This window comes from Hallerella sp., assembly GCF_022776125.1.
Classification (GTDB): domain Bacteria; phylum Fibrobacterota; class Fibrobacteria; order Fibrobacterales; family Fibrobacteraceae; genus Hallerella; species Hallerella succinigenes.
In genome coordinates this window covers 1-13050 of record NZ_JALFIA010000006.1, presented here as the reverse complement: position 1 = coordinate 13050, position 13050 = coordinate 1, and the positions used below count along the sequence as shown (strand labels likewise).

Sequence of the window (13050 nt, the reverse complement as noted above, 5' to 3'; positions counted from 1 at the left end):
TTCCGCACAAGGAATTCATGAATTCAATAGTTGTCATAAAATACAAAAAACCTGGCTCGTTAAAGCCAGGTCCTTGTGAAATCTAGAACGATTTACTTTTCAGCTTCTTTAGCAGCGCCCTTGACCATGTCAATCGGCTTTGCATCGGCAGCCGGAGCTTCAGACTTCGGAGCCTTCTTAGCCTTGACTTCATCTTCAACGAGAGAAACCAAAGCCATTTCAGCAGCGTCACCTGCGCGGTTCGGACCGAGCTTCAGCACGCGAGTGTAACCGCCGTTGCGGTCCTTATAACGCGGGCCAATCACATTGAAGAGTCCCTGGAGGACCTTCGGGTCGCGAACTATACGAGCGGCTTCACGACGAGCGGAGAGGTCACCCTTCTTTGCATAGGTCACCAAGCGATCCACAACACCGCGGACAAGGCGAGCCTTGAGGAGAGTCGTACGCACAGGGCGGTTGAGCTGATCCTCTTCCAGGCCTTTTTCGAGGATGGAAGTCGCGAGGCTACGGAGGATGGCACGCTTATGTTGTGCGTTCACACCGAGTTTCTTGTTCTTTACACCGTGTCTCATTTTTCTTAATCCTTCAAGTATTCATCGACGTTCATGCCGAAGCTGAGACCCATCGATGTCAATACGTCGTTAAGTTCAACCAAGGACTTCCTACCGAAGTTCTTGTATTTCAGCATGTCCTGTTCCTTATTGCGAACAAGTTCTGCAATCGTATGGATGTTCGCCATACGGAGGCAGTTGCTGGAACGAACGGAGAGTTCAAGTTCGTCCACGCGCATACGAAGACGGCCGGCAATACGCTGACGTTCTTCGTCTTCAACCATTTCTTCCGGAGATGCGAGATCCCCTTCGAAGTTGATGAAGGCTTCCAAGTGATCCACAAGGAGCTTTGCTGCATAAGCAAGAGCGTCTTCCGGATCGATGGAACCGTCGGTCGTGATTTCCAATTCCAAACGGTTGTAGTCCGTCTTCTGACCCACGCGAGTGTCGCTAACATGCATAGCAACCTTCAACACCGGGTTGAAGTTTGCATCCATGGCGATTTCACCAATCGGGGCGTCCGGGTTCTTCAACTCGTCTGCAACCACATAGCCGCGTCCAGAAGAGACCTTGAGCTCCATGCTCAAAGATGCATTTCCGGAGAGCGTCGCAATATGGACATCCGGGGTAAGGATCACCACGTTGGGATTCTCCTCGATGTTTGCAGCGGTGATTTCACCGTCGCCAGACATATCCAAGCGAAGCGTTTCGTCGTGGTCGGAGAGCAGCTTAACGCGAATGCTCTTCAAGTTCAGGATAATGTCCGTGACATCTTCCTTCACTCCCGGAATAGACGAGAATTCCTTCTCGACTCCAGCGATTTTCACGGAGACGATTGCAGCACCTTGCAGCGAGGAAAGGAGCGTACGGCGAAGAGCATTACCGACAGTAATGCCCCAACCGCGTTCCAGGGCTTCCACGACAAACTTGGCGTAGCGTCCGTCTTCGCCTGTTTCCACTTTCTGGAAACTGCGAGGCATTTGGAGAGATTTCCACATCATTGGCGTTTTCCCCTGTTGAGATTAAACTCTTCTCTTCTTCTTAGGACGGCATCCGTTGTGCGGAACACCGGTCACGTCACGAATCGTCAGCACTTCGATGCCAGCGTTCTTGATAGCGCGAACGGCGGATTCACGTCCACCACCTGCGCCCTTCACGCGCACATCAACCTTGCGAATGCCGAGGTCGTATGCCTTGTGAGCAGCTGCTTCAGCAGCGAGCTGAGCCGCGAACGGAGTGCTCTTGCGGGAGCCCTTGAAACCAGAGTTTCCCGGAGAACCCCAAGCAACCACGTTGCCACGAGCGTCAGTGATCGACACGATAGTGTTGTTGAAGGATGCGTTAACGCAGGCGATACCCTGAACGTCAACACGCTTCTTACCTTTCTTAACCTTTTCTTCGGCGGGAGCAGCAGTTTCTGCAGCGGCCGGAACGGTTTCTTTAACTTCTTCGTCTGCCACGGATCGTCTCCTTACTTCTTCTTGTTAGCAACGGTCTTCTTCGGACCCTTGCGAGTGCGAGCGTTTGTACGGGTACGCTGACCACGGGCCGGCAAATGCTTCATATGACGGGTTCCGCGATAGCATCCGATATCTTGAAGACGCTTGATATTCAAGGTCGTTTCTGCACGAAGCTGACCTTCCACAGAATATTCGTCTTCGAGAACGTGACGAATCTTACCTTGTTCTTCTTCAGTCAAATCATCGCACTTCTTCTTCAGATCGATGCCCAACTGAGCGCAGATCTTACGAGAGGTGAAAAGACCGACTCCGTAGATAGCCGTCAGACCATACTCGACGGTCTTGTTTCTCGGCAAGTCGACACCAGCAATACGTGCCATAAAATCTCCTAACCCTGTCTCTGCTTGTGACGGGGATTCTTAGAACAGATGATGCGAAGAACGCCCTTGCGACGAACGATCTTGCAGTTTTCACATCTAGGTTTGATGGAGGCTTTGATTTTCATAGGTTCTAACCTTTTTTGTCCCTATTACTTGTAACGGTAGGTGATCCTTCCCCGAGACAGATCGTACGGGGAAATTTCGACCAACACTTTGTCATCCGGCAAGATGCGGATAAAATGCCGGCGCATTTTTCCAGAAACATGTGCGAGAATCTCGTGACCATTTTCAAGGCCAACACGGAAGAACGCGTTAGGAAGAGCTTCCAACACAACGCCTTCTACTTGAATGCCTTCTTCTTTAGCCACTAGGACGCCATCCTGCCGCGAATGCGGCCATGTTTAAGGAAACCTGCGTAGTTATTCGTATTGAGATGGGCTTCGAGTTGACGAAGCGTATCCAACGCAACACCGACCACGATCAAGACCGAGGTGCCACCAATATAGAAAGACATATTCAAAGCGTCTTTCAAATGAAGCGGACCAACGCTAATTACAGCCAGGAAAATGGATCCCGGAAGCGAAATGCGAGTCAAAATGTGGTCAATATACTCAGCGGTCTTCTTTCCCGGACGAATGCCCGGAATAAAACCACCCGACTTCTTGAGGTTATCCGCAATGTCAGTGGGATTGTACTGGATAGCCGTATAGAAGTAAGTAAAAAAGATAATCAGCACGGCGAAAATCACACTATACGTGAGATGGCCAGGAATGAAGACGCTTGCAAAGGTTTGAGCCCAGCTCACGTTTGGCATCCACGAAGCGATAATCGCGGGCACGAACATAATGGAAGAAGCAAAGATAACCGGAATGACACCAGCCGTATTCACCTTGAACGGCAAATAGCTAGCCTGGCCACCCATCACCTTGCGTCCGACCACTCTGCGCGGGCTCTGAAGCGGAATACGACGAACAGCTTGTTCCACGTACACGATGAAACCGATGATAGCCACAACCACTGCCAAAATGAAAATCTCAATAGCGAGCGGCTGAATACCTTCGGTAAACATTTCAAGTTCGCGGAAGAATGCTCTCGGAAGTCCGCCTACGATACCGGCGAAGATTATCAGGGAGATTCCGTTACCAACACCCTTTGCAGTGATTCTCTCACCGAGATACATTACAAAGATAGTTCCCGTGGTGAAGGTAAGCGTAGCAAGTAACCGGAAGCCGATATTTCCAAGCCCGGACTGGAAACCGTCCGTAAGCACAGAAACACCTGTACCGGTTGCGGTGGAAATTTTCAAGCTAGAAAGCCAAACGGCCACGCCCCAGCCCTGAAGAGCACCGAGGAGAACCGTGAAGTAGCGCGTATACTGATTCAGCTTAGCGCGACCTTCTTGGCCTTCTTTCTGAAGCATCTGAATCGCAGGAATCACCGATCCCATCAACTGGATGATAATGCTTGCGCTGATGTACGGCATAATGCCCAAGGCAAAAACCGTAGCCTTAGCGAAAGCACCGCCGGTGAAGGAGTCATACAAACCGAACATATTGTTACTGTTACGGAAGTATTCAGCCAAAACCGTAGCATCCACACCCGGAATGGTGATATGCGAGCCGATGCGATACACGATAAGAAGCCCCAAGGTAAAGAGGATTCTCTTCCTCAGGTCTTCCATCTTGAAGGCGTTGACGAAACCGTCAATAGCTTTCTTCAGAGCTTCCATTATTAGACGATCTCAACTTTGCCGCCAGCAGCTTCAACAGCCGCCTTGGCCTTTTCGCTGATAGCGTTGACTTTGAGAGTGACAGCCTTAGTGATCGTGCCGTAACCAAGAACCTTGATCGGCTTCTTGACACTGCGGACGAGACCCTGGTCGAAAAGAACCTTTGCGTCGAATTCAACAACGCCGGAGTTTTCGATAGCCTTGAGGTTCACGATCTGCGTATCACGCACGAACTGGGACTTGAAGCCTCGCTTCGGAATACGGCGATGCATCGGCATCTGGCCACCTTCAAAAGCAACACGACCGGCCTTAGCACTCTTACGAGCGCCAGCACCCTTCTGACCACGACCGCCAGTCGTACCCCAACCGGAGCCCGGACCACGGCCGATACGCTTACGTCCCTTCGTAAGAGCACTCTTGGCAGCATTGATACTATTGAGTTGCATGATTAAATCTCCTCGACCTTGATCAAGAAACGAACTGCATTGATCATGCCTTGGATAGCCGGATTCAGTTCGATTTCGTTAGAGGTTCCAATACCGTGAAGACCGAGAGCAGCAATGTTCGCTCTATGCTTCGGCTGGGTGTGGATCGTTCCCTTAACTTGGGTAATTCTCACTTTTTTCATTTCTTAGACCTCAGGCGTTCTGACCGCGCAATACAGCGTAGTCATTTTTGTTCTTCTGAGAAGTGAGACCTTCGATGCAAGCCTGCACCACGGTGCTCGGATTGGAAGAACCATAGATCTTGGTAAGAATGTTGTGGACGCCAGCGAGTTCCAAAACCGCACGAGCCGCTGCACCGGCGATAACGCCAGTACCAGGAGCAGCCGGAATCAAGCGGATGCGAGTTGCTCCATACTTGATTTCGATGTCGTGCGGAATGGTTCCGTCTTGAACGTTCACTTCGATAAGGTTGCGCTGAGCCGCTTCGGTACCCTTACGGATAGCTTCGGAAACTTCCTTAGCCTTGCCGAGGCCAACACCAATCTTGCCCTTCTTGTTGCCGACGACAACGAGAGCGCTGAAGGACATGCGACGGCCGCCCTTCACGGTCTTGGCACAGCGATTGATGTGCACAACTCTGTCTTCAAATTCAGAAACTTGAGCTTCGCGTTCCAAAGTGTACCTCTTAGAATTGGAGTCCGCCTTCACGAGCTCCCTCTGCGAGAGCCTGAACGCGACCGTGATAAATGTAACCGCCACGATCGAAGACAACAGCAGAGATGCCCTTAGCCTTCGCTTCATCAGCGATGAGATTACCGAGTTTCTTGCTCTGTTCGGTCTTTGTGAGTTCACCAAACTTAGCCTGGAAATCCTTAGAAGAGGTAGAAACCTGAACCAAGGACTTGTGAGAAACGTCGTCAATGATCTGAGCGATCATGTTAGAAAGCGTACGACGGACAGCAAGACGCGGACGTTCGGGGGTACCGTTGACGGTCTTGCGAACACGTGCATGACGCGCAATTCTGGACTCAAGTCTTTTCTTTGCAATAACAGCCATAACGTTACCTTATTTACCTGTCTTCTTGCCCTGCTTGCGGCGGACATATTCGCCAACGTACTTAACGCCCTTGCCCTTATACGGTTCTGGACGACGGTACTTGCGGATTTCTGCTGCAACCTGGCCAACTTTCTGCTTATCGATACCAGTGACGCTGATCTTCAGTGGATCAACAGCCTTCAAGGTGATTCCTTCCGGAGCCTTGTAGATAACCGGGTGGGAGAAGCCGAGAACAAGGTTCAGATCCTTGCCCTTCTGTTCCACGCGGTAACCGACACCGACTATTTCAAGATTCTTTTCGAAACCCTTGGAAACGCCTTCGACCATGTTAGCGACGAGAGCGCGGGTCGTGCCGTGAATTGCGCGGCTGAACTTCAAATCATCTGGACGTTCAAACGAAAGCTTGTCACCGTCGAGGTTGATCTTGATGAGGTCGTGCACCTTGGTAGAGAGCTTGCCAAGTTTGCCTTCGACCTGGATGTTCTGTCCATCCACTGCAACCTTAACGTCTGCAGGGATATGAATGATAGCTTTTCCGATACGAGACATCTTCTACCTCACCAGACCTTTGCGATGACTTCGCCGCCCACATTTTCCTTGCGAGCTTCGTGATCGGTCATCACACCTTTAGAAGTGGAGATAATAGCATAGCCAAGACCGTTGCGGACGCGCGGAAGCTTCGCTACATCGCTGTACATACGAAGACCCGAGCGGCTAACGCGCTGGATGCCCTGGATTGCCGGAACGCCGTTCGTGTAGCGAAGAAGGATCTTGAGGATGCCCTGCTTGCCATCTTCAACGACGACGAACTTCTTAATGAAACCTTTTTCCTGCAGAACGCGAGCGATTTCACGCTTCTGGTTGCTGGCAGGGATGTCCACCACAGGCGCTTTTGCCGCGACGGCATTGCGGATGCGAGTGAGCATATCGGCGATTGTATCTGTTGCCATTTTTTAATGCTCCTTACCAGGAAGATTTGGTGATACCCGGGATTTCACCGGCGAGTGCCATTTCGCGGAAGCAAATACGGCACAAACCGAAGCGACGCATGTAAGCGTGCGGTCTACCGCAACGCTTGCAGCGATGATACCCACGAACCGTGTATTTCGGAGTGCGCTTGCACTTTTCAATCATTCTTCTGCTTGCCATGGTATACCTTACTTCCTGAAGGGGAGACCAAGACCTTCGAGCAGAGCACGACCTTCGTCGTCCGTCTTAGCGGAAGTCACGAAGGAAATGTCCATACCGAGAGTCGTAGAGATTTTGTCAATATCGATTTCCACAAAGATCGACTGTTCCTTGATGCCAAGCGTGTAGTTACCGCTGCCATCAAAACCGCGACGCGGAAGACCACGGAAGTCACGCACACGCGGCAAGGAAATGTTGATAAAGCGATAGAGGAAATCCCACATGTTTTCGCCGTGGAGGGTCACCTTAGCGCCGATTCCAAGACCTTCGCGGAGCTTGAAATTGGAAATAGCCTTGCGAGCCTTCGTCACGATCGGCTTCTGACCGGTGATAGCGGCGAGTGTGTCGAGCGCTTCGTCCAAGATCTTGCGATTGGAAGCTGCGTCACCAACACCCATGTTGATAACGATCTTCTGCAGACGCGGAATCTGCATTACGTTCTTATAACCGAACTTTTCCTGGAGAGCCGGAACGACGGTCTTTTCGTAAACATCTTTCTTCATTGTGCTCATTGTTACGACCTCACAGAGCCTTTCCGGACTTGACGCTCACGCGAACGCTCTTCTTGCCCGCTTCACGGACACGACGAGTACGAACCGGAGTGGAACCTTCGAGAAGCATCACGTTAGAGATGTCAATCGGGAGTTCCTTTTCAACGATGCCACCAGTCTGATTGGTCTGGCTCGGCTTTTCATGACGCTTGTGAACGTTCACGCCAGCAACAATCACGCGACCCTTCTTCGGATCAACGCTGAGCACGGCACCGGTCTTTCCCTTATAGGAGCCGGAGATAACCTTCACGTTATCGTTCTTCTTGATGTTAGACATTAGAGCACCTCGGGTGCGAGAGAGATAATCTTTGTGAAATTGCGGTCACGAAGTTCGCGGGCCACAGGTCCAAAGATACGGGTTCCACGGGGTTCGCCGTCTTTCGTAATGAGGACGACAGCGTTATCATCGAAACGGATCAGGGATCCGTCCTTACGACTGATTTCCTTGCGTGTACGGACCACGACAGCATCTGCAACAGAGCCTTTCTTCACCTTGCTCTGGGGGATAGCGTCCTTGACAGCTACCTTGATGACGTCACCGATGCTGGCATAGCGTCGGTTAGATCCACCCAAAACTCGGATGCAGGCGACTTCTTTCGCACCGCTGTTATCGGCCACGACCAGTCTTGTTTCTTCTTGAATCATAGTATTCGCCTTACTCCAGAAGGATTACTTCTTCTTAGCCACGATCCGAACCAAGCGCCAGCGCTTCGTTGCGGAAAGGGGACGGGTTTCCATAATTTCCACGGTATCGCCCACTTCGGCTTCATTCTTTTCGTCATGAGCCTTGAACTTAGACGTGGATTTCATGATCTTGTTGTAAATCGGGTGACGCTTGCGGTCTTCAACCACAACCGTGATCGTCTTGTCCATAGCGCTAGACGAAACGACACCCTGTCTCACTTTACGAGAGTTTCTATCCATTTTTTGCTCCTGCCGGCTTAAGCCTTGGCCCTTTCGGTAAGAATGGTCTTGACGCGTGCGATGTCCTTACGGATAGCGCGTGCCGTCACAGGCTTCTCTACGCTGTTGCCAGTCTTAGCAGAGAACCGGTTGTTGAACAAGTCGAGGTTGAGCTGAGAGAGCTTTTCCTGAAGCTGTTCGGTGCTCAATTCTTTGAGTTCGCATGCTTTCATTAAATTTCCGAAGCCTCCACGATTTTAACTTTGATCGGCAACTTCTGTGCTGCATCACGGAGAGCCTTGAAAGCGAGATCGCGATCAACGCCATCCATTTCGAACATGATGCGGCCCGGGAGAACCACTGCTGCCCAGAATTCGACAGCGCCCTTACCCTTACCCATACGGGCTTCGGCAGGGTGACGCGTAACCGGCTTGCTCGGGAAAATGCGGATCCAAACGTGACCACCACGCTTGATGGTACGGGTCATCGTAATACGAGCAGCTTCGATCTGACGTGCCGTGATCCAGCACTTTTCGAGAGCCTGCATACCGTACACGCCGAAAGCGAGAGTGTCACCGCTGGTGGCACGTCCCTTCATACGACGTTTCTGTTCTTTGCGGAACTTAGTTCTTTTAGGACTCAGCATAATTTACTTCTCTCTCTTCGGTTCGGCCGTGAAAACGTCCTTACCAATTTTTTCGCCGTGCATGATCCAGACCTTGATACCGACAGAACCGTAAACGGTCTTAGCGGTAGCAGTTGCATAATCGATATCAGCACGAAGGGTGTGCAGAGGTACGCGACCTTCAGCATACTTTTCAACACGAGCGATTTCAGCACCACCGAGACGGCCACCGCACTGAATCTTCACGCCTTCGACGCCCATGCGCATTGCACTCTGCATCGCACGCTTCATCGCGCGACGGAAGGAAACACGCTTTTCAAGTTGACGAGCAATGTTTTCGGCAACGAGCTTCGCATCAGCTTCCGGACGCTTGATTTCGTGGACGCTAATATAGATTTCTTTGCCGGTAAGATATTGGAGTTCGCTCTTCAAACGATCCAATTCTTCGCCCTTTTTACCAATCACGACACCCGGACGGGCGGTGAAGAGGTTCACGTTCACCTTTTTGACGGTGCGTTCGATACCCACCTTAGCAAGGGAGGCATGTTCGAAGCGCTTCATCAAGTAGCGACGGAGGACGATATCTTCATAAAGGAAGTCTGCGAACTTATCGTTTTCGGCATACCACTTGGACTGCCAGTCATCGATAACGCCGAGACGAAGACCATACGGATGAGATTTCTGACCCATAGTTTACTCCTTATCAGCGTTGTCAGCAACAACGACGGTCAAGTGGGACAAAGGCTTGGCGATACGGTCTGCGCTACCATGGGAACGCGGACGCATACGCTTCATAATCGTAGCACCATCAGCATAGATGGAATCGATCTTGAGTTCTTCCGTAGTGACTGCACCCGGAGCCTTCTGCTTGAAGTTCGCAACAGCGGACTTGAGAGCGTTTTCGACGATCGGAGCACCCTTCTTCTTGTTGCGAAGAACGGAGAGAATTGCGAAAGCCTGATCAACAGACTTGCCACGAACCAAATCCGTAACCAAACGGAGCTTGAGCACACCGTAGCGGATATTCTTTACTTTTGCTGTAGCTTTCATTACTTGGATCCTCCTGCAGTTTCAACCTTACGGTGACCGCGGAAGGTACGGGTCGGAGAGAATTCACCGAGCTTGTGACCAACCATGTTTTCCGTCACATAAACCGGGATGAACTGCTTGCCGTTGTACACAGCAAAAGTCAAGCCGACCATATCAGGAATGATGGTAGAACGACGGGACCAGGTCTTGATGGGCTGCTTCTTGTCGGAGCTGTTCATCGCCTTGGTCTTGACCAAAACGTGGGAATCCACGAAAGCACCTTTCTTAAGGGATCTCGACATAGCTTATGCCCTCTTCTTCTGGCGACGACGCACGATGTAGTGGTCTGTACGCTTGTTGTTACGAGTTTTCTTACCCTTGGCCGGCTTGCCCCACGGAGAAACCGGGTGACGACCACCAGAGGTTCGACCTTCACCACCACCGAGCGGGTGGTCGACCGGGTTCATCACGACACCGCGAACGGACGGACGAATACCGAGCCAGCGGGATCGACCTGCAGAACCCGAAGATTCATTCATGTGGTCGATGTTGGAAACCTGACCAACTGTTGCGAGAGCATCTTCCGGAATGTAGCGGATTTCGCCACTCGGGAGACGGACCTGGCAGAGCTTGCCATCCTTAGCAATCAGTTCCGCACCAGCACCGGCGGATCGAGCAATCTGAGCACCCTTGCCCGGAATCATTTCGACGTTGTGAATCGTAGCGTTGAGCGGAATGTCCTTCAGCGGAAGAGCATTACCAATGCGGTATTCAGCACCGACACCGGAGTTGAGCACATCGCCGACCTTGATGTTAGCCGGAGCGATGATGTACTGACGCTTGCCATCTGCATACTTCACGAGAGCGATGCGCGCAGAACGGTTCGGATCGTATTCAATCGTTTCAACCGTGCACGGAATACCAACACGATTACGCTTGAAGTCAATAATACGGTAAGCCTTCTTGTGGCCACCACCGCGACGACGGGAGGTGATTTCACCAACGTTGCTACGGCCAGAGCTGCGCTTCTTGCCAACGGTAAGAGGCTTGTACGGCTTGTCAGCAGTGATTTCCTTCTTATCGTTCAGCTGCTTGTAACGCAGAGTCGGGGTAAGAGGTCTATAGCTTTTCAGACCCATAGTTACACTCCTTCAAACTCGGCAATCTTGTTGCCAGCCTTCAATGTGATGTAAGCCTTCTTCCAGTTGGACTTCTTGCCTACAGCCATACGAACACGTTTCATCTTGCCACGGTTGATCAAGGTATTCACGGAATCAACCTTCACGCCAAAGCGGGATTCGATTGCATTCTTGATTTCCTGCTTGGTAGCATCAAGACCGACCTTGAAAACATACTGGTGGACACCCGTGCGCGGGTTAACCATATTCTTGGAAGAACTTTCAGTGATGTGCGGTTCTTTCAGAATTTCGTGGAGTTCTTTCATCTGGAACCTCCAGTGAGTTCACCCAGAGCTTCCTGGGAGATCGCGATATTGTTTGCACGAACGAGATCGTAAGTGTTCACGTCCTGCACGCGAGCCGTACGAACCCAAGGAACGTTGGCGGAGGAGAGACGGAGATTCTTATCGTTCGAACCGACGAGGAAAAGCGCATTGCGCTGTTCGAGGCCAGCCTTCTTAACCACAGAGAGGAAGTCCTTGGTCTTCGGAGTTTCGAAAGAGAGGCTTTCGAACACGAGGATCTTGCCTTCCTGAGCCTTGTCGGAAAGGGCAGAATGGAAAGCAAGACGCTTCACCTTCTTGTTCACCTTTTCGAAGTAGTCGTGGGACTTCGGACCATGAGCCTTGTTACCACGGACCCAGATTGCGGAAGTGTTCTGACCAGCGCGAGCGCGACCGGTACCCTTCTGCTTCCACGGCTTTGTCGTACCACCGCTGACCTGAGAGCGAGTCTTGGTCTGAGCAGTACCCTGACGACGGTTGTTGAGGATTGCCTTGATGTGCAAGTAAATGCAGACCTTGTTAACCTCAGTATCGAAAACGGCCGGGAGATCGATTTCGTTCTTAAATTCGCCGCTAGCGGCGTAGAGCTTTGCCTTTGCCATTAGCCTTTCCTCACCACGATGACTCCATTCTTCGGGCCCGGAACAGCACCGCGAACAAAGATCAAATTGCGTTCACCGTCAACCTTGACCACCTGGAGGTGCTTGACAGTGACTTTCTTGTTACCATACTGACCAGCCATCTTCTTACCCGGGAAAACACGACCCGGATAGGAGTGAGCAGAAAGGCCACCCGGTTCACGAATGTTGTGAGTACCGTGACCACGCGGACCGGTGTGGAAACCATGACGCTTCACAGTACCGGAGAAGCCGTGACCCTTGGAAATACCAGAGACGTCAACGAGCTTCGCATCTGCGAAATCAGCAGCACCAAATTCCTTACCGATCGGCCAATCTTCGAGGTTTTCGACATCGAATTCAGCGAGGTAACCACGGACATCGAGGTTAGCCTTCTTGAAGTGACCAATGGTAGCCTTATCAGCGCGGCTTTCCTTGACGAGGCCAAAACCGACCTGAATCGCGGTATAGCCATCTTTTTCTTCAGTCTTGTGGCAAACGACCACGCACGGACCGGCTTCGAGAACCGTTACAGGAACGCATTCGCCCTGTTCCGTGAATACCTGGGTCATTCCCAATTTTTTTGCGAGAATACCGTTCATTTGTATTACACCTTAATTTCGACTTCGACACCTGCCGGCAATTCCAACTTCATCAGGGAATCAACGGTCTGCGGAGTAGCGTCCAGAATGTCAATCAAGCGTTTGTGGGTACGAGATTCAAACTGTTCACGGGACGCCTTATTGACATGCGGAGAGCGAAGAACCGTGTACTTCTGAATCTTGGTCGGGAGAGGGATCGGACCCGCGATGCGGGCTCCCGTGTTCTTTGCCGTATTTACGATATCTTGAGCGGAACGATCAATCATGCGATGATCGAACGACTTCAAGCAAATACGAATGCGTTCACCAGCCATTGTTATTCCTTACTTGATGATTTCAGTGACGGAACCAGCACCGACCGTACGGCCACCTTCGCGGATTGCGAAGCGGAGCTGCTGTTCCATAGCAACAGGTGCGATGAGTTCGACGTCGATCGTGACGGTGTCGCCC

29 protein-coding genes are annotated in these 13050 nt (G+C 51.4%); all 29 read right to left on the bottom strand.

Annotated elements, in window-relative coordinates; all coding sequences use genetic code 11:
• Positions 1 to 92: 92 nt before the first annotated feature.
• Positions 93 to 572, bottom strand: a complete 480-nt coding sequence (rplQ, locus tag MR847_RS00665) for a 50S ribosomal protein L17 (protein WP_100425480.1) — start codon at positions 570 to 572, stop codon at positions 93 to 95.
• A 5-nt stretch (positions 573 to 577) separates the two neighbouring features.
• Positions 578 to 1552 (bottom strand): DNA-directed RNA polymerase subunit alpha, encoded by a 975-nt coding sequence (locus tag MR847_RS00660; RefSeq protein ID WP_100425479.1) that lies wholly within the window; start codon positions 1550 to 1552, stop codon positions 578 to 580.
• Positions 1553 to 1573: 21 nt separating this feature from the next.
• Positions 1574 to 2011: a 30S ribosomal protein S11 gene (gene rpsK / locus MR847_RS00655; RefSeq protein ID WP_100425478.1), complete on the bottom strand. Its 438-nt coding sequence runs from the start codon at positions 2009 to 2011 to the stop codon at positions 1574 to 1576.
• Positions 2012 to 2022: 11 nt separating this feature from the next.
• Positions 2023 to 2391 (bottom strand): 30S ribosomal protein S13, encoded by a 369-nt coding sequence (rpsM, locus tag MR847_RS00650; protein ID WP_100425477.1) that lies wholly within the window; start codon positions 2389 to 2391, stop codon positions 2023 to 2025.
• Between the two features lie 8 nt (positions 2392 to 2399).
• Entirely contained in the window at positions 2400 to 2516 is a 117-nt protein-coding gene (gene rpmJ / locus MR847_RS00645) for a 50S ribosomal protein L36 (protein ID WP_100425476.1), read from the bottom strand.
• A 24-nt stretch (positions 2517 to 2540) separates the two neighbouring features.
• Entirely contained in the window at positions 2541 to 2759 is a 219-nt protein-coding gene (gene infA, locus MR847_RS00640) for a translation initiation factor IF-1 (RefSeq protein WP_100425475.1), read from the bottom strand.
• Positions 2759 to 4120, bottom strand: a complete 1362-nt coding sequence (gene secY / locus MR847_RS00635; RefSeq protein WP_100425474.1) for a preprotein translocase subunit SecY — start codon at positions 4118 to 4120, stop codon at positions 2759 to 2761. The genes infA and secY overlap by 1 nt, the downstream gene beginning before the upstream one ends.
• 2 nt (positions 4121 to 4122) lie before the next feature.
• Positions 4123 to 4566 carry a 50S ribosomal protein L15 gene (rplO, locus tag MR847_RS00630; protein ID WP_100425473.1) on the bottom strand — a complete coding sequence of 148 codons (444 nt, stop codon included), beginning with the start codon at positions 4564 to 4566 and terminating at the stop codon, positions 4123 to 4125.
• 2 nt (positions 4567 to 4568) lie between these two features.
• Positions 4569 to 4748 carry a 50S ribosomal protein L30 gene (rpmD, locus tag MR847_RS00625; RefSeq protein WP_100425472.1) on the bottom strand — a complete coding sequence of 60 codons (180 nt, stop codon included), beginning with the start codon at positions 4746 to 4748 and terminating at the stop codon, positions 4569 to 4571.
• A gap of 10 nt (positions 4749 to 4758) precedes the next feature.
• On the bottom strand, positions 4759 to 5241 hold the full coding sequence (gene rpsE, locus MR847_RS00620) for a 30S ribosomal protein S5 (RefSeq protein WP_241899490.1): 483 nt from the start codon (positions 5239 to 5241) through the stop codon (positions 4759 to 4761).
• 10 nt (positions 5242 to 5251) lie between these two features.
• Positions 5252 to 5623 carry a 50S ribosomal protein L18 gene (gene rplR, locus MR847_RS00615; protein ID WP_100425470.1) on the bottom strand — a complete coding sequence of 124 codons (372 nt, stop codon included), beginning with the start codon at positions 5621 to 5623 and terminating at the stop codon, positions 5252 to 5254.
• 9 nt (positions 5624 to 5632) lie between these two features.
• Positions 5633 to 6172: a 50S ribosomal protein L6 gene (gene rplF, locus MR847_RS00610; RefSeq protein WP_100425469.1), complete on the bottom strand. Its 540-nt coding sequence runs from the start codon at positions 6170 to 6172 to the stop codon at positions 5633 to 5635.
• A gap of 8 nt (positions 6173 to 6180) precedes the next feature.
• Positions 6181 to 6573, bottom strand: a complete 393-nt coding sequence (rpsH, locus tag MR847_RS00605) for a 30S ribosomal protein S8 (protein ID WP_100425468.1) — start codon at positions 6571 to 6573, stop codon at positions 6181 to 6183.
• 13 nt (positions 6574 to 6586) lie between these two features.
• Positions 6587 to 6772 (bottom strand): type Z 30S ribosomal protein S14, encoded by a 186-nt coding sequence (locus MR847_RS00600; protein WP_073305497.1) that lies wholly within the window; start codon positions 6770 to 6772, stop codon positions 6587 to 6589.
• An 8-nt stretch (positions 6773 to 6780) separates the two neighbouring features.
• Positions 6781 to 7323 carry a 50S ribosomal protein L5 gene (rplE, locus tag MR847_RS00595; protein WP_100425467.1) on the bottom strand — a complete coding sequence of 181 codons (543 nt, stop codon included), beginning with the start codon at positions 7321 to 7323 and terminating at the stop codon, positions 6781 to 6783.
• A gap of 10 nt (positions 7324 to 7333) precedes the next feature.
• Positions 7334 to 7639 carry a 50S ribosomal protein L24 gene (gene rplX / locus MR847_RS00590; RefSeq protein WP_100425466.1) on the bottom strand — a complete coding sequence of 102 codons (306 nt, stop codon included), beginning with the start codon at positions 7637 to 7639 and terminating at the stop codon, positions 7334 to 7336.
• On the bottom strand, positions 7639 to 8007 hold the full coding sequence (rplN, locus tag MR847_RS00585) for a 50S ribosomal protein L14 (protein ID WP_100425465.1): 369 nt from the start codon (positions 8005 to 8007) through the stop codon (positions 7639 to 7641). Before rplN ends, rplX begins: the two co-directional genes overlap by 1 nt.
• 24 nt (positions 8008 to 8031) lie before the next feature.
• The gene (rpsQ, locus tag MR847_RS00580) at positions 8032 to 8286 is read right to left on the bottom strand and encodes a 30S ribosomal protein S17 (RefSeq protein ID WP_100425464.1); all 255 of its coding nucleotides are present in this window, start codon (positions 8284 to 8286) and stop codon (positions 8032 to 8034) included.
• 17 nt (positions 8287 to 8303) lie between these two features.
• Positions 8304 to 8498 (bottom strand): 50S ribosomal protein L29, encoded by a 195-nt coding sequence (gene rpmC / locus MR847_RS00575; RefSeq protein ID WP_100425463.1) that lies wholly within the window; start codon positions 8496 to 8498, stop codon positions 8304 to 8306.
• Complete coding sequence (rplP, locus tag MR847_RS00570) at positions 8498 to 8911, bottom strand: 50S ribosomal protein L16 (RefSeq protein WP_106519309.1); 414 nt, start codon at positions 8909 to 8911, stop codon at positions 8498 to 8500. The genes rpmC and rplP overlap by 1 nt, the downstream gene beginning before the upstream one ends.
• Positions 8912 to 8914: 3 nt before the next feature.
• A complete protein-coding gene (rpsC, locus tag MR847_RS00565; RefSeq protein WP_100425461.1) occupies positions 8915 to 9580 on the bottom strand; it encodes a 30S ribosomal protein S3 in 666 nt (221 codons plus the stop codon).
• A gap of 3 nt (positions 9581 to 9583) precedes the next feature.
• Positions 9584 to 9940, bottom strand: a complete 357-nt coding sequence (gene rplV, locus MR847_RS00560) for a 50S ribosomal protein L22 (protein ID WP_100425460.1) — start codon at positions 9938 to 9940, stop codon at positions 9584 to 9586.
• Entirely contained in the window at positions 9940 to 10221 is a 282-nt protein-coding gene (gene rpsS / locus MR847_RS00555; protein WP_100425459.1) for a 30S ribosomal protein S19, read from the bottom strand. The genes rplV and rpsS overlap by 1 nt, the downstream gene beginning before the upstream one ends.
• 3 nt (positions 10222 to 10224) lie before the next feature.
• Positions 10225 to 11058 (bottom strand): 50S ribosomal protein L2, encoded by an 834-nt coding sequence (gene rplB / locus MR847_RS00550; RefSeq protein WP_287722587.1) that lies wholly within the window; start codon positions 11056 to 11058, stop codon positions 10225 to 10227.
• Positions 11059 to 11060: 2 nt separating this feature from the next.
• Positions 11061 to 11363: a 50S ribosomal protein L23 gene (gene rplW, locus MR847_RS00545; RefSeq protein WP_100425457.1), complete on the bottom strand. Its 303-nt coding sequence runs from the start codon at positions 11361 to 11363 to the stop codon at positions 11061 to 11063.
• Positions 11360 to 11983: a 50S ribosomal protein L4 gene (rplD, locus tag MR847_RS00540; RefSeq protein ID WP_100425456.1), complete on the bottom strand. Its 624-nt coding sequence runs from the start codon at positions 11981 to 11983 to the stop codon at positions 11360 to 11362. The genes rplW and rplD overlap by 4 nt, the downstream gene beginning before the upstream one ends.
• Positions 11983 to 12600, bottom strand: coding sequence for a 50S ribosomal protein L3 (rplC, locus tag MR847_RS00535; protein WP_106519310.1), 618 nt, complete (start codon positions 12598 to 12600; stop codon positions 11983 to 11985). The genes rplD and rplC overlap by 1 nt, the downstream gene beginning before the upstream one ends.
• Before the next feature lie 5 nt (positions 12601 to 12605).
• Complete coding sequence (rpsJ, locus tag MR847_RS00530) at positions 12606 to 12914, bottom strand: 30S ribosomal protein S10 (RefSeq protein WP_100425454.1); 309 nt, start codon at positions 12912 to 12914, stop codon at positions 12606 to 12608.
• A gap of 9 nt (positions 12915 to 12923) precedes the next feature.
• Positions 12924 to 13050: EF-Tu C-terminal domain-related protein (locus tag MR847_RS00525; RefSeq protein WP_501174747.1), on the bottom strand; the 127-nt coding region annotated here is incomplete at its 5' end.